An 18,683-nucleotide genomic window follows, 5' to 3' on the forward strand; every position below is an offset into this window, starting at 1 on the left:
CATCTCCTGTGATGTAGGGGTTTACCCTTGTTCTTATATAGGTATCTGATTGTAGAGCAATCATAAAATAAGAAAAGATCTATAGGTTATAAGCAGAGTGTTGGGTAGAATTCTTACTTATAGATAAAGCTTTGGAGAGAGTGATGGCACGCCAAAAAACAGCCTACGTATGTAATGACTGTGGAGCCGATTACACTAAGTGGCAAGGGCAGTGTACCGCCTGTAATGCTTGGAATACCTTGACCGAGGTTCGTTTAGCGACTGCGAAGACCGCTACGAATGAAGCGCGTAATGTGCGTTTTGATGGTTATGCAGGTGGTGCTGGTAAAGATAAGGTGGTTAATCTCTCTGAAGTAGCGCTAGAGGAGATGCCGCGCTTTACTTCCGGCGCAGGCGAGTTGGATCGAGTGCTTGGTGGTGGTTTGGTTCCTGGGTCTGCAGTTCTGATGGGTGGTCATCCAGGTGCCGGTAAAAGTACTTTGTTGTTACAGACAATGTGTTTTTTGGCTGAACGGATGCCTGCACTTTATGTCACCGGTGAGGAATCATTACAACAAGTGGCCATGCGCGCTAGCCGTTTAGGTTTGCCAACCGCGCAATTAAAAATGCTCTCTGAAACTAGCGTTGAAGAAATCTGTAACACCGCTCAACAGTTAAAACCGAAAGTGATGGTTATTGATTCTATCCAAGTGATGCACATGGCTGATGTTCAATCAGCTCCGGGCTCTGTATCTCAGGTAAGGGAATCAGCTGCGTACCTAACTCGCTATGCAAAACAAACAGGCACAGTTTTGTTCCTTGTCGGCCATGTTACTAAAGACGGTTCTTTGGCTGGGCCGAAAGTTTTGGAGCATATGATTGACTGTTCCCTTCAGCTTGAGGGGTCGTCTGATTCTCGTTTTAGAACCTTGCGCTCGCATAAAAACCGTTTTGGTGCGGTGAATGAATTGGGTGTTTTCGCCATGCTCGAAAACGGCCTGAAGGAAGTTAAAAATCCAAGTTCAATCTTCCTAAGTCGTGAAGAAGGTCCGAGCCCCGGCAGTGTTGTTATGGTGGTTTGGGAAGGTACTCGCCCTTTGTTAGTAGAGATTCAGGCGTTAGTTGATCAATCCCATATGAATAACCCTCGTCGTGTTGCTGTAGGTTTAGAGCAAAACCGAATGGCTATGTTACTCGCTGTGTTGCATCGTCATGGCGGCATTATGACGGGTGACCAAGATGTTTTTGTTAACGTTGTAGGTGGGGTGAAGGTATTAGAAACCAGTGCCGACTTGGCGTTGCTGCTGGCGGTTGTGTCCAGCTTCCGTGATCAATCTTTACCGCATGACCTAATGGTATTTGGGGAGGTCGGTTTGTCTGGGGAGATAAGGCCTGTACCAAATGGACAGGAAAGAATCCGAGAAGCTGCTAAGCATGGATTTAAACGTGCAATCGTTCCTAAAGGAAACGTCCCTAAAGAGCAGCTTCAAGGCATGGATATTGTAGCTGTTACTAAATTGACAGAGGCTTTAGAGGCGCTCTAGTTAGTCTTCAAAAAAATGATCTAATTCGCGCTCCAACAATGTTTCGTCGCCTAGGTTAAGTTCGACTAGGCGGCGTAGCAGTGTTAGTGAATCAAGATCCAAATTCTCGATGAGAAAACCGTACTCATTGTCACGCTGATGGGCCATTGTCGCAGGGGTGCGAATAGCAATGTCATCGCCGAGAAGGTGGATGACTGCTTGAACTTCATCTCCTTTTTGCAGCGCTAGTGGTTGCTTACTTTTTACAAGAATACCATTGAAAGAAATATCCACTAAGGCGACATCCCAAGTTTCATTATCTCGCTTCAATTCAGTCTGAGCATCAAAGTGGATACGGGTAAAACGACGGCGTTCAGTATCTGATGTGGTCACAGCATTTCTTCCTAAGAAAAAGAGTATTTAGCTCATATAATTATAGACATTACTGCAAAAAAAACTGTGGTCAAGATGTAATCGCGAATATAACCCTTGAAAATAAAAGGGCTTTATCATAGTTTGATCTCTAAAGCTCAGCTTGTGCATTTGGACTAAACTAAGTCTTACATGCTGAGTGATATAACAAGAATAAAAATAAAGTAGTAATAAACAATATGTTGTTAGAAGCGCTTTTGGATGTCTCCAGTGGTCGTAGGCATTCTCGATATTTCAACCAGACTCGCAGTCATTTTCTTTTTCGTCGTATTCGGATTATCTCCCTCTTACTTGCCTTGATTCAGCCTGCTTGGTTGCTGGTGGATTATTTGCTATTGCCCGAGGATATGCTGCTCTCAATCGCATATGCTCGTGGTCTAACGGCGCTTGCCTGTGTGGGTTTGGCTCTGTGGGGATATAAACGCTATAGCATGCGTTTAGCGAAGTTAAGACTTGCTTTGCTAGTCGTCATCTTGTCTGCTTTTCAGTGCGCCTCAAGCTCCATGCTCATTGCGCATGGTTATGAATTTAATGTGGCGGGTTATCACTTCTTTCCATTTATGATCATGACCATGATGGCTGTTTTTCCTTTGTCTATTTTGGAGGCGCTGGGTTATACCGTTGCTCTTTTGCTGGTTGAGTATCTAACTCAATTGTTCCGCGGCTTGGCTGGTACCATTGATGGGATTAACAGTCTCTGGTTGTTGGCTGTATTGGGCTTAATTGCGTGTTGGGCGGCTGTGAATCAACTGAACATGTTGTTGGGCCTTTATCGACAAGCGACACGAGATCCCCTTACTGGTTTGGCAAATAGACGGCAGGCGATGGAGCAGTTAAGTGGCGATATCAAACTGATGAGAGATCAGGGTAAGCCGCTGAGTGTTCTGTTATTTGATCTAGATAAGTTCAAGAGCTTTAACGACACCTACGGTCATGCCGCAGGTGATATCGTGCTGCAGCGTTTTGCTAAAGTGATGCGAAAATCTGCTCGCAAGCGATTGGATTTAGTTTGTCGATACGGTGGTGAAGAGTTCTTAATGGTGCTTCCCGGCCTGGATACAAATCAGGCGGTTGAAGTGGCTGAGCAGATCCGCGTGGGCTGCCACGATGAGCAGGTGAAAACGCCTTCAGGAGAAAGAATTGGCTTTACCACGAGTATAGGAGTTGCCAGTTTGAAAGCTGAAGATGATGTGGATTCGCTATTGCAACGCTCCGACGATGCCTTATACAGCGCTAAAGATACCGGCCGAGATAAGGTTAATATTGCTGACTGATTGTCTTATAAACAAAAAAGCCGGGCACTGCCCGGCTTTTTATAGGTATAGGGATTATAGATCCGCAATACGCTTGTACTTGATGCGCTCTGGCTGATGCTCTTTACCGTAACGGCGTTTGTAATCAGCTTGATACTCAGTGTAGTTACCTTCGAAGAACTCTACGTGGGAGTCGCCTTCGTAAGCCAGCATGTGAGTACAGATACGGTCAAGGAACCAACGGTCGTGGGAAATAACTACCGCACAACCTGGGAAGGCTAGAAGAGCTTCCTCAAGGGCACGTAGTGTTTCGATATCAAGGTCGTTGGTTGGTTCGTCCAATAGCAGAACGTTGCCGCCTTCTTTAAGGAGTTTCGCCATATGCAGACGGTTACGCTCACCACCAGAAAGATCTTTGACGAACTTCTGCTGATCGCCGCCTTTGAAGTTAAAGCGGCCACAGTAAGAGCGAGAAGGCGTCGTGTAGTTGCCTACTGTGATCATGTCCTGACCATCAGATAGTTCTTCAAACACTGTTTTGTCGCCGTTTAGATCGCGAGACTGGTTAACGTAAGCTAACTGCACAGTAGAACCGATTTCGATCTCACCAGAATCTGGTTGCTCTTCGCCAGCGATCATGCGGAACAGCGTGGATTTACCTGCGCCGTTACCACCGATAATGCCGACGATAGCGCCTTGTGGGATAGAGAAACTTAGGTCTTCAAATAGAACCTTGTCGCCGTAAGCTTTAGAAATACCATTCGCGTCGATAACTTTATCGCCAAGACGTGGTCCTGGTGGAATGTAGATTTCCTGTGTTTCATTACGAGATTGGAACTCTTTAGAGTTCATCTCTTCGAACTGCTTAAGACGCGCTTTAGATTTAGATTGACGGCCTTTAGAACCTTGGCGTACCCACTCAAGTTCCGCAGAAACAGATTTGCGGTGAGCAGCTTCCTGTTTCGCTTCCTGTTCTAGGCGGGCTTCTTTCTGTTCTAACCAAGAAGAGTAGTTACCTTCGTATGGAATGCCGCGTCCACGGTCAAGTTCCAAAATCCAGCCAGCAGCGTTATCTAGGAAATAACGGTCGTGGGTAATTGCCACAACGGTACCCGGGTATTCCTGAAGGAAACGCTCGATCCAAGCAACAGATTCTGCATCCAAGTGGTTGGTTGGTTCGTCTAGAAGCAGCATGTCTGGCTTGTCTAACAGTAAGCGACATAGCGCTACACGGCGACGTTCACCACCGGATAGGTGCTTAACTTCTGCATCCCAAGCAGGAAGACGCATCGCATCAGCAGCACGTTCAAGTGCTGTTTCAAGGTTGTGACCATCTTTAGCTTGGATCAGGTTTTCAAATTCAGCTTGTTTCTTAGCCAATTCATCAAAGTCAGCATCTGGTTCTGCGTAAGCTGCATAAACAGCTTCTAGACCATCTAGCGCTTCTTTAACATCAGCAACGGACTCTTCAACGATCTCACGAACTGTTTTTGTTTCGTCCAGTTCTGGTTCCTGAGGTAGGTAACCTACGTTGATGCCAGGCATTGGGCGAGCTTCACCGATAATGTCGGTATCTAAGCCAGCCATGATTTTTAGTAGGGTAGATTTACCCGCACCGTTCAGACCCAATACGCCGATTTTGGCGCCAGGGAAAAAAGAAAGAGAGATATCTTTCAGGATTTCACGCTTTGGCGGAACGATTTTGCCAACGCGGTTCATTGAATAAACGTATTGAGCCATGAAGGGTTCAACTCTTATTTGTTAAATAATTAATGCTCCCGATTTTACCGGAAATTGGTAATTAATATCTATCTTGATCCTGATCAATTTTTGTACTGGCGAGAGTCGAAGGGCTTTCTAAACTGAGATTACGAATCTGCTGTATAGAAAGTAACCACATAATAGAGGAGAGTGATCATGGGTGAACTATCAAGATTTAACAGCCTTTTTGATGATGCTTTCTTGAATCGTTTCTTTGTTCCAGTTACTACAAGCGGTGATGATAAAGTGCCTGCTATAGATATTCATGAATCTGATACCGGGTATTGTATAAAGGCTGATTTACCTGGAGTGAAAAAAGAGGATGTACAGGTAAGTTTGGAGCATGGTTTGTTAACGATTAAGGCTGAAACTAAAACAGAGGATAAGGAAGAAAAAGAAGGGAAAATAATTCGTCAGGAGCGTCATTTCGGACAATTTGTAAGACGGTTATCGGTTGGTGACAGTGTTGATCCAGATAAAATTACAGCGAAATTTGATAATGGAGTGTTGGAAGTCAATTTGCCCAAGCCAGACCCGGGCGCTGCGAAAACGGCGAATGTAAAAGTCGAATGATCCTATTCCGATTGTAAAAAGAGCTTGGGGAAGCCCCTGAGCTCTTTTTATTGAATAAAATTGAAGCAGTTTTGCGGATGATTCAAGTGTATCCGCGGAAATGTTTCGCTATAATACGCGCTTTCCCAATTCCCAAATGGTTCTACGCTGGAATGTTCTGGCGGCTTTGCCGTTGTTATTGCAGCTGAACAGGGTCCACATTGTATTCAGGGGACAGAAACTCCTATGTTTAGCAAAGATATGACTATCGCTGATTTCGACGCGGATCTATGGTCTGCAATGCAGGCTGAAACTGTACGTCAGGAAGAGCACATCGAACTGATTGCGTCTGAAAACTACACTAGCCCTCGCGTTATGGAAGCTCAGGGTTCTGCGCTGACTAACAAATACGCTGAAGGTTACCCGAACAAGCGTTACTACGGTGGTTGTGAACACGTAGATGTTGTTGAGCAGCTAGCGATTGATCGTGCTAAAGAGTTGTTCGGTGCAACTTACGCAAACGTTCAGCCTCATTCTGGTTCTCAAGCTAACGCTGCTGTTTACATGGCGCTTTGTCAGCCAGGCGATACTGTTCTAGGTATGAGCCTTGCTCACGGTGGTCACTTGACTCACGGTGCTGCAGTTTCTTTCTCTGGTCGTATCTACAATGCGGTTCAGTACGGTCTAAACCCAGAAACGGGTGAGATCGATTACGCTGAAGTTGAGCGTCTAGCTGAAGAGCACAAACCAAAAATGATCGTTGCAGGTTTCTCTGCATACTCACGTGTTGTTGATTGGCAGCGTTTCCGCGATATCGCAGACAAAGTAGGCGCGTTCCTATTTGTTGATATGGCTCACATCGCAGGTCTTGTTGCTGCTGGCGTTTACCCTTCTCCAATCGGTGTCGCTGATGTTGTTACAACAACAACTCACAAAACACTAGGTGGTCCACGTGGTGGTTTGATCCTATCTGCAAATGCTGATGAAGATCTGCAGAAGAAACTTAACTTCGCTGTATTCCCAGAATCTCAGGGCGGCCCATTGATGCACGTAATCGCTGGTAAAGCGGTTTGCTTCAAAGAAGCAATGGACCCAGAGTGGAAAGAATACCAAGCTCAGGTTGTTAAAAACGCTCAGGCGATGGCTGAAACTTTCATGAAACGCGGTATTAAGATCGTTTCTGAAGGTACTGATGATCACCTATTCCTTGTTGATATGATCGACAAAGAATTTACAGGTAAAGATGCTGATGCAGCGCTAGGTCGTGCCAACATCACTGTAAACAAAAACTCTGTTCCAAACGATCCACGTTCTCCGTTTGTAACATCTGGTCTACGTATCGGTACGCCAGCTGTAACGCGCCGTGGTTTCAAAGAAGCGGAAGTTACAGAGCTAACAAACTGGATCTGCGACATTCTAGATGACATCAACAATGATGATGTGATCGCACGCGTTAAATCTCAAGTTAAAGAGATCTGCGCACGTTTCCCTGTATACAAGTAAAACAGGGTTCCGGCTGTAAGTTATAGTCGGAAAAATGTACAATCCTCGGGCGACCCAAAAGGTCGCCCTTTTTTGTTCTCAGACTAAGCTCAGAGAAGATAAACGCTCTTTACACAGGAAAAGTTGATGCATTGTCCTTTTTGTCATGCCAATGAAACCAAAGTGGTTGATTCTCGACTGGTGGCCGAAGGTCAGCAGGTGCGTCGACGTCGCGAGTGTGTTAACTGTAATGAGCGCTTTACTACCTACGAAGCAGCAGAACTGCTGATGCCTCGCCTGATTAAGGCTGATGGCTCTCGCCAACCGTTTGATGATGAAAAACTTCGTGCAGGTATTCATCGTGCACTAGAAAAACGTCCCGTTTCTATTGAAGAGTTTGAAGCTTGTATTAACCGTATTAAGCATCGTCTACGTGCGACAGGTGAGCGCGAGCTACCGTCGCGTCAGATTGGTGAAGAGGTGATGGCTGAACTGCGCAAACTCGATGAAGTTGCTTATGTACGTTTTGCTTCTGTGTACCGTAGTTTTCAAGATATTAATGAGTTTAAAGCTGAGATCGAACGCTTATCGGAAGAGCATGATACTGAGGGTGCTGCAAAGTGAGTGCGACTTGGTCTGTCTCTGATCGCGAATATATGGCCCGCGCCATTCAATTGGCGAAAGAGGGGCTATATACCACGCAACCTAATCCGCGTGTTGGCTGTGTGTTAGTCAAAAAGGGCAATATCGTGGGTGAAGGGTTTCATTATCGAGCAGGTGAAGGCCATGCCGAGGTGAATGCACTGCGTGCTGCGGGTGAAGAAGCGAAAGGGGCGACAGCGTATGTAACCCTAGAGCCTTGTAGCCATTATGGTCGTACTCCGCCTTGTTCTGAGGCATTAATCAACGCTGGCGTCGCGCGAGTAGTTGCCGCGATGGTTGATCCAAACCCTCAGGTTGCTGGTCGTGGTATGACTATGCTCCGTGAAGCAGGTATTGAAGCTACATCGGGTTTACTTGAAGAATCAGCTCGAGCGTTGAACCCCGGTTTTATCAAGCGTATGGAGACGGGTTTACCTTTTGTTAGGATTAAATCTGCGATCAGCCTTGATGGTCGGACAGCGATGGCTTCAGGTGAATCTAAGTGGATTACGGGCCCTGCTGCACGCGGTGATGTACAGAAATTGCGGGCTCAATCGTCAGTGATTCTGACTGGTATAGGTTCCATTCTACAAGATGACTCAGCACTGACGGTTCGCGAAGCGCAGTTAAATCTGCCTAATGTTGCGGATGTCGTACAGAAACAGCCATTACGCGTTGTTTTGGATAGCCGTTTACAGATGCCGCTGACTGCTTCCATTCTTAAGCAGCCGGGGCGAACGCTTATTGTTACTTGTTCTGATGATACAATAGCGCAGAACAAACTTAAGGACGCAGGTGCAGAAGTTCTAGTGATGCCTGCTGAAAATGGCCGTGTGGCTTTATTGCCTTTGTTACGTTGGCTCGCGTCTGAAGAGCAGTGTAACGATCTGCTTGTTGAAACCGGCTCAGTGTTGGCCGGTGCGTTTGTAGAGCAGAAACTTGCTGATGAACTTCATGTTTATATGGCGATGAAGTTGTTAGGAAGTCAGGCTAAACCACTATTTGAGCTACCCTTAACTAAAATGTCAGAGCAGGTAGAACTGCAGATGTTAGATAGCCGCATGTTGGGTGATGATCTAAAACTGATCTTACAGCCTCAATATGGAGAAAATGCATAGATGTTCACCGGTATTATTGAAGCTGTAGGTACGATTGCAGCGATTGAAGAGCAAGCGGGTGATATGCGCTTATATGTTCGCACAGGTCAGTTGGATCTGGCGGACGTTAAACTGGGTGATAGCATCGCCACTAATGGTGTTTGCTTAACCGCAGTAGAATTTCCCGGTGATGGCTTTATTGCTGATGTTTCTCGAGAGACATTGGCTCATACGCGTTTCCATACTTTAGCGATTGGAGAGCGAGTGAATCTGGAAAAGGCATTGATGCCGACCAGTCGCTTAGGTGGTCATATTGTCACTGGCCATGTCGATGGTATTGGTGAAATAGTATCGCGTAGTGAAGATGCCCGTTCCATTCGCTTTAGTGTCAAAGCACCTGCTGCGATTCAACGCTATTTAGCAGCGAAAGGCTCGGTGACGGTTGATGGTATTAGTTTGACGGTAAATGCCCTTGACGGTGACTGCTTTGAATTGAATATTGTGCCTCACACGGCACAAGAAACGATCATGACTGAATATGTCACAGGACGACAGGTTCATTTGGAAGTGGATATCATCGCTCGCTATCTAGAGCGCCTAATTGGTCATGGTCAAACAACTGATAATAATGAACAGAGCGAACAGGGCCTAACAATGGACACCTTAATCGCTCACGGTTTTAACCGCTAACGACGGTACGAAGTTAATGAAATTAAATACCCCGCAAGAATTGATTGAAGATATTCGTCAGGGAAAAATGGTCATCCTGATGGATGATGAAGATCGCGAGAATGAAGGCGATCTTGTAATTGCTGCAGAGATGGTTCGCCCGGATGATATCAACTTTATGGCGACTCACGCTCGTGGCCTTATTTGCCTAACGTTGACGCGTGAGCGTTGTGAGCAGTTGAACCTACCTCTAATGGTACAGAGCAATGGTGCTCAGTTCTCAACCAACTTTACGATGTCTATTGAAGCGGCGGAAGGTGTAACGACAGGTATCTCTGCTGCTGACCGTGCATTGACTGTACGTACAGCCGTAAAAGCAGATGCCAAGGCAGAAGATATTGTTCAGCCGGGCCACATTTTCCCATTGATGGCTCAGCCGGGTGGTGTTTTAAGCCGTGCTGGTCATACTGAAGCGGGTTGTGATCTTGCTCGTTTGGCAGGCTTTACACCAGCGGCTGCGATCGTTGAGATTATGAATGATGACGGCACTATGGCACGTCGTCCTGATCTGGAAGAGTTTGCGGAAAAGCACAATCTTAAGATCGGTACAATTGCGGACCTAATTCACTACCGTACGGCTAATGAGCATACAGTTGCACGTGAATCCGAAGGTGTGATGTCTACTGAGTACGGTGATTTTAACTACATCACTTACCGTGACGAAATCCAAAACTGCACGCATCTAGCGATGACGCTAGGTGAGCTGAAAGCTGATGAACCTGCATATGTACGTGTTCATAGCCGTACAGAGGTACTACGTGATGTAGTTGGTGCGGTAGCACCTGGCGATGAGCCGAAATGGACTATGCGTAAAGCATTGGAGCGTGTTGCTAAAGAGGGGCAAGGTGTTGTGCTTCTACTTGATACGGGCGACCGTATCGATCTAAGCGATGCGACGGATCTGATGATCAACGGTCGTCAGAAATCCAAAATTAATGTCAGTGCATCAGGTGCTTACCTAACAGTAGGTACTGGATCACAAATCTTGCGAGACCTAGGTGTAGGTAAAATGAACCTACTTAGCTCTCCAATGAAGTTTAATGCGATCTCTGGTTTTGATCTGGAGATTGAAGAATATATTCCTTGTGAAGAATAACTGTAACGGTATTTAAATCATGACTGTTAAAACCTTTGAAGGTGATTTTGTAAACGCAGACGGCAACTATGCAATTGTTGTTGGCCGTTTTAATGCATTCGTTGTTGAGAGCTTGCTAGAGGGTGCAATCGACACTCTAAAGCGTCATGGCGTAAGCGAAGATAATATTCGTGTAATCCGTGTGCCTGGTGCTTTCGAAATTCCGTTGGCAGTTAAACGCGTTGCAGCGCAGAAGAAAGATGACGCGATTATCGCACTAGGTGCGGTTATCCGTGGCGGTACTCCACACTTTGAGTATGTATCTGGCGAGAGCTCTAAAGGCGTTGCACAGGTATCTTTGGATTATGATCTTCCTATTGCGAACGGTATCCTTACAGTAAACAGCATCGAACAAGCTGTTGAGCGTTCAGGTACTAAAATGGGTAACAAAGGTGCAGAAGCAGCGCTTTCCGCTCTGGAAATGGTTAGCTTGCTTAAGCAGCTTGAGGTTTAAAGCCAGATGAGTGACAACGAAAAAAAATCTGCAGCTAAAAAGAAACCTTCGCTAACATCTCAGCGTCGTAATGCTCGTAGCTATGCGCTGCAGGCTTTGTATTCTTGGTCATTAGCTGGTCAGCCTCTGCATGAACTAGAAGCGCAATTCCGTGTAGATAACGACATGCGTGATACGGATGTACGTTTATTCTCTGAATTGTTGCAGAACGTTGCGGCAACTAAAACAGAGCTTGATGGTCTGTTTACTGACTTCCTTGATCGTCAGATCGAAGAGTTGGATCCTGTTGAATTGAACGTTCTACGTATCGGTGCTTATGAGCTTTCTAAGCGCATGGAAGTGCCATATCGCGTCGCGATCAATGAAAGTGTTGAATTGGCGAAGACGTTCGGTGCAACCGACAGTCATCGTTATGTGAACGGCGTGCTAGATAAACTAGCGCAACGTGTGCGTATGGCCGAAATTCGCGCTAAACGAGAAGGTAAAGCGTAAGCTATGCCGCTGGGTGAATTTGAGCTGATACAGCGCTACTTCGCACAGGTTTCAGAAGCATCTTCGGATGCTTCTGTTGCTTTAGGGGTAGGGGACGACTGCGCACTGCTTAATTTGCCCGAGGGTCAGCAACTCGCCGTTTCTATTGATACGCTGGTTGAAGGCACTCATTTTCTACCTGATATACAGCCGGAGCAACTGGCAGATCGCCTTATGGGTTCGGCTGTGAGTGATCTAGCGGCTATGGGTGCGAAGCCTGCTTGGCTGACGCTTGCGCTTACTTTGCCGCAAACCGATGCAGATTGGCTGAAACGCTTTAGTTCACAATTAGGCATACGCTGCCAAGACTACAGTATTGCGCTCATTGGTGGTGATACCACGCGCGGGCCTCTGACGCTTTCTGCTCAAGTGCATGGCTTTGTACCTCAAGGGAAGGGACTTTGTCGTCATGGAGCTAAACCGGGCGATATTATCTGCGTTAGCGGTAACTTAGGTGATAGCCGTGGAGGTCTTGAAGGGCTGCTTAATGGGTTTGCTAATGAAACTCATGCAGAGTATTTACTCGAGCGTTTCTATTCGCCTGTACCGCGCATCGGTCTTGGTCAATCGTTAGTGGGTTATGCCAGTAGCTGTGTGGATATCTCTGATGGCTTGTTATCCGATTTAGCACATATATTAAAAGCGAGTGGCAATCTTGGTGCGCGTTTGCAGATAGAAGCCTTGCCGATCTCTTCTCAGCTGGTGGATACTTATGGGGAACAGCAGGCACAGCAGTGGGCGTTGACCGGTGGTGAAGATTTTGAGCTATGTTTCACCCTACCGCCGGAACATTTAGCGTTAATTCCTAGTTTACCAACCTCAGTAGCCGTTATTGGTAAGGTCACAGAGGAGTCAGAGCTCAGTCTGTTTCTTCGAGGGGAACCTTGTGAAATTGCAGGCTCAGGTTATGATCACTTCCACCAATCCTGATGTTCAAGTAGGCTGTTAGCCGCGATTGTTAGACTAAGCCGTAAAGGAATAACCGTGAATAAAGTACCTAGTACTGTTTGGAAAAATCCGATCCATTTTCTAGCGTTTGGCCTAGGTAGCGGTGCTGCTCCTTGGATGCCTGGTACTATCGGCACTTTGGCGGCGATCATTCCTTATCTTTGGTTCCAACACTTGAGTTTGCCGTTTTATCTATTGATGTTGGTGGTTACGGCTATCATCGGCATTTGGTTATGCGATCGCACTTCAAAAGATATTGGTGTGCATGATCATGGCGGCATTGTCTGGGATGAGTTTGTTGGCTTTTGGCTGACCATGACGCTTGCACCAACCGGCTGGGAATGGATCGCTCTTGGTTTTGTGCTATTCCGTATTTTTGATATTTGGAAGCCTTGGCCGATCAAATGGGCTGACCAGAAAGTTTCTGGTGGTGTGGGTATTATGCTGGATGACTTGCTGGCAGGTGTTTATGCCGCGGCAATTCTGCAGTTGGTTGCTTACTTTTGGCTTTAAACGATCGTTTTTAGCCGCTCTTCGATTACCTTAATCATACCTGCAGCATCAAGACCGCACTGTTGAAGTTGCTGTGCGCGAGATGCGTGGCCAATCCAACGATCAGGTATACCTAACATCAGTAAAGGTATGTTGATCTGTTCTTTATGTAGGTACTCACTCACACTTGAGCCTGCGCCATTAATGATGCTGTGATCTTCTATGCTTACTAATAAGTCATGACTTTTTGCTGCATCTTTAAGGGCATTGTGATCGAGAGGCTTAACAAAGCGCATATCGATTAGGGTATAACCTTGGTCGTTTGCAACCTCTAGAGCTGTTTCTAGCAAAGGTCCGAAATTTAGAAGCGCAACTTTACTGCCTTGATTGAGCGTTCGGCTTTGCCCTAGCTCAATTGCCTGCATAGGTGTATCTATTTGTGTTGGAACGCTGCCACGTGGATAGCGAACCGCAGCTAAACCTTGATATTGGTAACCGGTGAAAAGCATATTGCGAAGCTCTTCAGCACTTGAAGGCGTCATCAATACAGCTTTTGGTAAGCCGCGCAGCATACCAATATCAAAACAACCTGCATGGGTTGAACCATCTTCTCCAACTAAGCCTGCTCTATCGACGGCGAGCAATAGATCTAGGTCTTGAATGGCCACATCATGGATCAGTTGGTCATAAGCGCGCTGGAGAAAAGTCGAGTAGATGGCTACTACCGGCTTAATATTTTGGCAGGCCATACCAGCTGCTAGGGTCAATGCGTGTTGTTCGGCGATAGCCACATCAAAATAACGATCAGGAAAGCGCTGAGAAAACTCCACTAAATCTGAGCCTTCACGCATAGCCGGGGTAATGGCTGTCAGGTGTGGGTCTTGTTCGGCTAAATCGCAAATCCAACGACCAAAAATATTGGAGTAACTGATTTTCTTCGTAGGCTTTTGGTGAATTGGATCGATCTTAGTAATTGCATGATAACCAACCGGATCGTCTTCAGCAGGTTTGAACCCCTTGCCTTTCTTTGTTACTAAATGAAGGAATTGTGGTCCTGGTCGGTTAAGAACGTCTTGTAATACTGGTAAGAGTTTAGAAAAGTCATGACCATCAACAGGGCCGGTATATTCAAACTCGAGTGCTTCAAACAGAGCTGTGGTGGTCTCACCGTCATTTCTGTCTTTAAAGTTTTTTGCTAGATAAGTCGCCAGCCCGCCTTCATTGTGGGAGATCGACATATCATTGTCGTTCAAGATTACCAGCAGGTTGGTGTTGGTATGTGCTGCATGGTTCAGCGCCTCAAAAGCCATACCAGCAGTCATAGCACCGTCACCAATTACGGCGACAGATTTACTATCTATCCCACGGATCTTATCGGCAATCGCCATGCCTAGAGCAGCACTAATCGAGGTGCTGGAATGACCTACACCAAAGTCATCATATGGGCTTTCGTCCCGCTTAGGGAAGGGGGAGGGGCCCTCTTGCTGACGGATTTTGGGTAACTGTTCGCGACGGCCGGTTAAGATTTTATGAGGGTAGCATTGGTGACCTACATCCCACACTAAATGATCTTGCGGTGTGTTAAGCACATAATGCAGAGCCACTGTCAGTTCGACTACGCCCAGCCCAGCACCGAAATGGCCACCACTTTGCCCGACGCTATAGAGTAGATAAGCTCTTAATTGCTCAGCTAGCGCTGGCAGTTGTTCGGGCGTGAGTAAACGCAGAGCGATTGGACTATCAATGCTATCCAACAGAGGTGTGCTAGGGCGTTTACTTGGGATTGTATGGAACATAAAGCTCGATCAGTTATTAGTGGTCACGATGCACAATAAAATCAGCGAGGGCTTTAAGCTCTGATGCGTCTTCGCCGAATACATCTAATGCCGATAGGGCCTGTTGATGAAGCTGCTGTAATTTCAGCTTAGCACCTTCCAAACCCAATAGAGCAGGATACGTAGGTTTATTCTGTTCCAGATCAGAACCTTGAGGTTTTCCGATCACTTCAGAATCGCCTTCTATATCGAGAATGTCATCTTGTACTTGGAAGGCTAGGCCGATGGCGTTGGAGTATTCTGCAAGAGCTGCTAACTGTTTTTGATCGGTTAAGCCTGCACAGATCGCTCCCATTTGTACTGAGCAAGTCAGCAGAGCACCGGTTTTATGTTGGTGCATAGCTTCAAGCTGCTCAAGTGAAAGAGAGTTGCCCACATTACGCAGATCAAACGATTGTCCGACAACCATACCTTGATGCCCAGACGCATGGCTCAACTTCTGGATAAGGTTTAAACGAGTCTCTGACGAAAGATTGTCGTCGGATGAGATCAATTCAAATGCTAAACATTGCAGAGCGTCACCTGCTAAGATTGCGGTCGCTTCATCAAAAGCAATATGGCAGGTTGGTTTGCCTCGCCTCAGGTCGTCATCATCCATTGCCGGAAGATCATCATGAACCAAAGAGTAGCTATGTATGCACTCAATAGCGGCTGCAGCGCTGTCTGCTTTTTCATGACTGCTGCCTAGCATTGCATTGACCATATAGATCAAAGCCGGTCGAATGCGTTTTCCACCATTGAATAGTGAATATTGCATAGATTCTTGTAGGACCGGATCTATACTGTCTTTATTGATACATTTCTGAAGGTGGTGATCTACCCGCTCTTGGTAGCTCTTGAGTAGATTGCGGATCTCCAAGATCAGCTGTCCTCGTCTGCAGTAAACGGTTTGGTTGAGAGTTCACCGTCGGATTCTATCAAAAGCTGAACTTTTTGCTCTGCTTGAGTAAGAATACCTTGGCACTCTCGAGTTAGGCTGACACCCTCTTCAAAGGCTTGAAGTGACTCTTCCAAGGACAGATCCCCTTGTTCCATTTTGGTAACTAGGGCTTCAAGTGCTTGCAGGGATTGTTCAAAGTCAGTTGTTTTTTTCTTACGTGGCATAAGAGCGAATCTTAGATTGAAAGCGCTAAACTTACCGAAGCCAGCAGCTATAAGCAAATATACATACAATTTCTATAGTTAAACGATTGTATGATGGGTGAAACCCCGTGCTTTTTTGCTATGATAGGCAGCTTAGATTTGAACAGTTTGCGCGCTTAATTAAGGAGTAATGAGTGGATATAGCAACGCTCGTCGGATTATTAGGCAGTTTTGGTATTGTAATAGCTGCGATCGTCACTGGTGGTGATGCTGGGGTGTTTATTAACCCTCCGTCTTTGTTGATCGTTGTCGGTGGTTCCATCTTTGTTGTATTGATGAAATTCACACTGCCCCAGTTCCTTGGTGCCGGCAAAGTTGCGGCGAAAGCTTTTATGTTCAAGTCGTTAAATCCAGAAGAGATTATTGCTGAAACGGTAGATCTGGCTGATGCGGCGCGTAAAGGTGGCTTACTGTCTTTAGAAGATAAGACAGTAAGTAGCGACTTTATGCAGCGTGGTATCCAATTGCTCGTGGATGGTCACGATCCTGAAGTAGTTAAAGGTCTGCTGAATAAAGAAGCTAAGTTGACTCATGACCGCCATGAATTTGGTGCGACTGTATTCTCCGCGATGGGGGATGTAGGCCCTGCGATGGGGATGATCGGTACACTGGTAGGTCTGGTACAGATGCTATCAAATATGAGTGACCCGAAATCCATCGGTCCTGCGATGGCGGTCGCACTTCTAACGACGCTTTATGGTGCAATGCTTGCAACCATGATCACAATTCCACTAGCAGATAAACTGAACGTACGTAAAGATGAAGAGGCGTTGAACTCGGCTTTGATTATTGACGGCCTACTGGCTATTCAAGCGGGTCAAAACCCTCGTGTAATCGAGCAAATGTTGCGTAACTATCTGCCAGAAGGCAAGCGTGCGGCAGCTGAAGGTTAATTCGGTAAAGGACTAGAGCGATGAGTGACGATACCGAAGAACAAGAATGCCCCCCCTGCCCCCCCGGGCTTCCGGCTTGGCTGGCAACGTTTGGCGACTTGATGTCGCTGCTGATGTGTTTCTTCGTACTTCTGCTTTCCTTCTCGGAGATGGACGTACTGAAGTTTAAACAGTTGGCAGGTTCAATGCGTGAAGCGTTTGGTGTTCAAAACCAGATTAAAGTAGAGGATATTCCAAAGGGTACCTCTATTATCGCGCAGGAATTTAGCCCTGGTCGTCCAGAACCTACTCCTCTTAACGAAGTCCGTCAGATGACGGTTAACAACGATATGAATACTTTGGATATTCGATCGAAAGAGGGTGATAGTGATTCGCCTGATAAAGAGGCGGGTGAAGCACAAGAACTACAGAAGCAACAAGAGCAGGAAGCTAAAGAGGAGGCTGTTGAGTTTGCTGCAGCCTTGGCTCAAGAGATCGGTGAAGGTAGCGTTGAGGTAGAGACGGATGGTAAGAAAATTATTATTCGTATCAAAGAAAAAGGCTCTTTTGATTCCGGTTCAGCTGAACTCAAATTCGAGTCGATTCCTGTGTTAGCTAAAATTCGAGATGTGCTTTTAAATGTTCAAGGTAATGTTGCGATTGAAGGGCACAGTGACAATATTCCTTATGCAGGTCGACGCTTTGAATCTAACTGGGATCTGTCTGTAGCACGTGCCTTAGCAGTAGCGCACGAACTATTTGGTGATCCGAGAATCGATCAATCTCGCTTTAAAGTACTCGGGTTGGCAGATACGAAACCGTTAGTGCCTAATGACACTCGCGCTAATCGTGTGAAAAACCGTCGTGTAGAGATTATTGTTCAGAAAGGTAAGGACAAAGAGTCCTTAGAAAAAATTCAGGCTCGTCAGGATGGCGATCCAGATGGTGAATTAATCAACCTGACTCCGGATAATATTTTCTAAGCGGTGAATATCACTTACATAAAAAAACCGCCATAGGGCGGTTTTTTTATTGCCGAAACTCTAACTTACTTAGAGTTATCAACCATGTACTGGATCGCAGCTTTTAGCTCGCCATCTGTGCAGTCCATGCAAAGACCACGTGGTGGCATTTGGCCTTTACCTTTGTCAGCTGTAGCGTAAAGTGCATCAATACCTAGTGCTGCACGTGGGCCCCATGCTGCAGCATCACCTACTTTAGGTGCGTCAGCAACACCAGATGCATGGCACATTGCACATTTAGTGTTATAAACAGTAGCTCCATCACGCTCAGCCATAGCTGCTGCTGGAATCATCATTGCTGCAGCTGCAGTCGCCATCAGTAGTTTTTTCATTGTAATTTTCCTGTAGGTGCTCATAAATTTGTCATTGGGACTAATTAGACTTCGCCCTCACAACCAAGCCCGCTACCCCCTAGTAGCATCTATTAGTAACCCAAGTAGGGTGAATTGTATCTGAACAAAGTCAATAGAAGAACGAAATAATGCTAAAGGATAGCTTGATACAGGAAAGATTGGTTCGGTTGGTGGGATTAGTTACCTAAACGCATGGCAAAATTAGCCTGATTATGTTGAATCTGAATGGTTTTTTCATGAATACGTTCTTCCGCATGAAATTCTGCGATTGCTTGATCCACGATGTTTTTAGGTGCCATTGCTAAGTTGCGAACGTCCATTTCGGAATAGCCACGTTTCAGCAACTGCTTCAGCTGAGTTGTTAAAGTTGTTTCTGTCATTTTCTTAGCCTCTTTAAATTTAATACTCATCATGCATTAGATTTATTACAGAAATATGTCATTCAATT

Annotated in this window: 21 protein-coding genes; 14 read left to right on the plus strand and 7 right to left on the minus strand. The window is 46.0% G+C overall.

Translation table 11 applies throughout. From position 1 onward, the window contains the following. Window positions 1-143 precede the first annotated feature (143 nt). Window positions 144-1,523: a DNA repair protein RadA gene (radA, locus tag ACMXYU_RS01625; RefSeq protein WP_415899911.1), complete on the plus strand. Its 1,380-nt coding sequence runs from the start codon at window positions 144-146 to the stop codon at window positions 1,521-1,523. Here radA and ACMXYU_RS01630 read toward each other — a convergent pair whose 3' ends face one another. Beyond that, window positions 1,524-1,895 (minus strand): PilZ domain-containing protein, encoded by a 372-nt coding sequence (locus tag ACMXYU_RS01630; RefSeq protein WP_415899912.1) that lies wholly within the window; start codon window positions 1,893-1,895, stop codon window positions 1,524-1,526. A 218-nt stretch (window positions 1,896-2,113) separates the two neighbouring features. Between ACMXYU_RS01630 and ACMXYU_RS01635 the strand changes: the two genes are divergently transcribed. Further along, window positions 2,114-3,208 carry a GGDEF domain-containing protein gene (locus ACMXYU_RS01635; protein ID WP_415899913.1) on the plus strand — a complete coding sequence of 365 codons (1,095 nt, stop codon included), beginning with the start codon at window positions 2,114-2,116 and terminating at the stop codon, window positions 3,206-3,208. A gap of 54 nt (window positions 3,209-3,262) precedes the next feature. On the opposite strand, the gene ettA is transcribed toward ACMXYU_RS01635, so the two are convergent. Continuing rightward, window positions 3,263-4,927: an energy-dependent translational throttle protein EttA gene (gene ettA / locus ACMXYU_RS01640; RefSeq protein ID WP_415886726.1), complete on the minus strand. Its 1,665-nt coding sequence runs from the start codon at window positions 4,925-4,927 to the stop codon at window positions 3,263-3,265. Between the two features lie 177 nt (window positions 4,928-5,104). On the opposite strand from ettA, the gene ACMXYU_RS01645 reads away from it, so the two are divergent. The 10 genes from ACMXYU_RS01645 to ACMXYU_RS01690 all read left to right on the plus strand — a co-directional run bounded on the left by ACMXYU_RS01645 (window position 5,105) and on the right by ACMXYU_RS01690 (window position 13,031). Beyond that, a complete protein-coding gene (locus ACMXYU_RS01645) occupies window positions 5,105-5,521 on the plus strand; it encodes an Hsp20/alpha crystallin family protein (protein WP_415899914.1) in 417 nt (138 codons plus the stop codon). A gap of 225 nt (window positions 5,522-5,746) precedes the next feature. After that, window positions 5,747-7,003: a serine hydroxymethyltransferase gene (gene glyA / locus ACMXYU_RS01650; RefSeq protein ID WP_415883257.1), complete on the plus strand. Its 1,257-nt coding sequence runs from the start codon at window positions 5,747-5,749 to the stop codon at window positions 7,001-7,003. A gap of 126 nt (window positions 7,004-7,129) precedes the next feature. Next, entirely contained in the window at window positions 7,130-7,606 is a 477-nt protein-coding gene (gene nrdR, locus ACMXYU_RS01655) for a transcriptional regulator NrdR (RefSeq protein WP_415899915.1), read from the plus strand. Then, on the plus strand, window positions 7,603-8,742 hold the full coding sequence (gene ribD / locus ACMXYU_RS01660) for a bifunctional diaminohydroxyphosphoribosylaminopyrimidine deaminase/5-amino-6-(5-phosphoribosylamino)uracil reductase RibD (RefSeq protein WP_415899917.1): 1,140 nt from the start codon (window positions 7,603-7,605) through the stop codon (window positions 8,740-8,742). Before nrdR ends, ribD begins: the two co-directional genes overlap by 4 nt. Beyond that, complete coding sequence (locus tag ACMXYU_RS01665; RefSeq protein WP_415899918.1) at window positions 8,743-9,411, plus strand: riboflavin synthase; 669 nt, start codon at window positions 8,743-8,745, stop codon at window positions 9,409-9,411. A gap of 16 nt (window positions 9,412-9,427) precedes the next feature. After that, entirely contained in the window at window positions 9,428-10,546 is a 1,119-nt protein-coding gene (gene ribBA, locus ACMXYU_RS01670) for a bifunctional 3,4-dihydroxy-2-butanone-4-phosphate synthase/GTP cyclohydrolase II (protein ID WP_415883261.1), read from the plus strand. Window positions 10,547-10,565: 19 nt separating this feature from the next. Next, entirely contained in the window at window positions 10,566-11,039 is a 474-nt protein-coding gene (gene ribE / locus ACMXYU_RS01675) for a 6,7-dimethyl-8-ribityllumazine synthase (protein ID WP_415883262.1), read from the plus strand. A gap of 6 nt (window positions 11,040-11,045) precedes the next feature. Next, window positions 11,046-11,531, plus strand: coding sequence for a transcription antitermination factor NusB (nusB, locus tag ACMXYU_RS01680; protein ID WP_415883263.1), 486 nt, complete (start codon window positions 11,046-11,048; stop codon window positions 11,529-11,531). 3 nt (window positions 11,532-11,534) lie between these two features. Beyond that, on the plus strand, window positions 11,535-12,500 hold the full coding sequence (gene thiL, locus ACMXYU_RS01685) for a thiamine-phosphate kinase (RefSeq protein WP_415899919.1): 966 nt from the start codon (window positions 11,535-11,537) through the stop codon (window positions 12,498-12,500). Between the two features lie 54 nt (window positions 12,501-12,554). Next, on the plus strand, window positions 12,555-13,031 hold the full coding sequence (locus ACMXYU_RS01690) for a phosphatidylglycerophosphatase A (protein WP_415899920.1): 477 nt from the start codon (window positions 12,555-12,557) through the stop codon (window positions 13,029-13,031). On the opposite strand, the gene ACMXYU_RS01695 is transcribed toward ACMXYU_RS01690, so the two are convergent. Genes ACMXYU_RS01695 through ACMXYU_RS01705 form a run of 3 tightly spaced genes read right to left on the minus strand, consistent with a single transcriptional unit; the run spans window position 13,028 to window position 15,949 of the window. Further along, window positions 13,028-14,806, minus strand: a complete 1,779-nt coding sequence (locus tag ACMXYU_RS01695) for a 1-deoxy-D-xylulose-5-phosphate synthase (RefSeq protein ID WP_415899921.1) — start codon at window positions 14,804-14,806, stop codon at window positions 13,028-13,030. The two genes, ACMXYU_RS01690 and ACMXYU_RS01695, sit on opposite strands and share 4 nt — an antisense overlap. Before the next feature lie 16 nt (window positions 14,807-14,822). Then, complete coding sequence (ispA, locus tag ACMXYU_RS01700) at window positions 14,823-15,704, minus strand: (2E,6E)-farnesyl diphosphate synthase (protein ID WP_415899922.1); 882 nt, start codon at window positions 15,702-15,704, stop codon at window positions 14,823-14,825. A gap of 2 nt (window positions 15,705-15,706) precedes the next feature. Next, entirely contained in the window at window positions 15,707-15,949 is a 243-nt protein-coding gene (locus tag ACMXYU_RS01705) for an exodeoxyribonuclease VII small subunit (RefSeq protein WP_415899923.1), read from the minus strand. Window positions 15,950-16,122: 173 nt separating this feature from the next. On the opposite strand from ACMXYU_RS01705, the gene pomA reads away from it, so the two are divergent. Together pomA and ACMXYU_RS01715 are read left to right on the plus strand one after the other, a co-directional pair. Beyond that, window positions 16,123-16,881, plus strand: coding sequence for a flagellar motor protein PomA (pomA, locus tag ACMXYU_RS01710; protein WP_415893214.1), 759 nt, complete (start codon window positions 16,123-16,125; stop codon window positions 16,879-16,881). A 20-nt stretch (window positions 16,882-16,901) separates the two neighbouring features. Beyond that, window positions 16,902-17,843: a flagellar motor protein MotB gene (locus ACMXYU_RS01715; RefSeq protein ID WP_415899924.1), complete on the plus strand. Its 942-nt coding sequence runs from the start codon at window positions 16,902-16,904 to the stop codon at window positions 17,841-17,843. A 65-nt stretch (window positions 17,844-17,908) separates the two neighbouring features. On the opposite strand, the gene ACMXYU_RS01720 is transcribed toward ACMXYU_RS01715, so the two are convergent. After that, complete coding sequence (locus ACMXYU_RS01720) at window positions 17,909-18,214, minus strand: c-type cytochrome (protein WP_415899925.1); 306 nt, start codon at window positions 18,212-18,214, stop codon at window positions 17,909-17,911. A 197-nt stretch (window positions 18,215-18,411) separates the two neighbouring features. Then, the gene (locus tag ACMXYU_RS01725) at window positions 18,412-18,615 is read right to left on the minus strand and encodes a hypothetical protein (RefSeq protein ID WP_415883272.1); all 204 of its coding nucleotides are present in this window, start codon (window positions 18,613-18,615) and stop codon (window positions 18,412-18,414) included. Between the last annotated feature and the right edge of the window lie 68 nt (window positions 18,616-18,683).

This window comes from Neptuniibacter sp. QD48_11, from assembly GCF_047778095.1.
GTDB lineage: Bacteria > Pseudomonadota > Gammaproteobacteria > Pseudomonadales > Balneatricaceae > Neptuniibacter.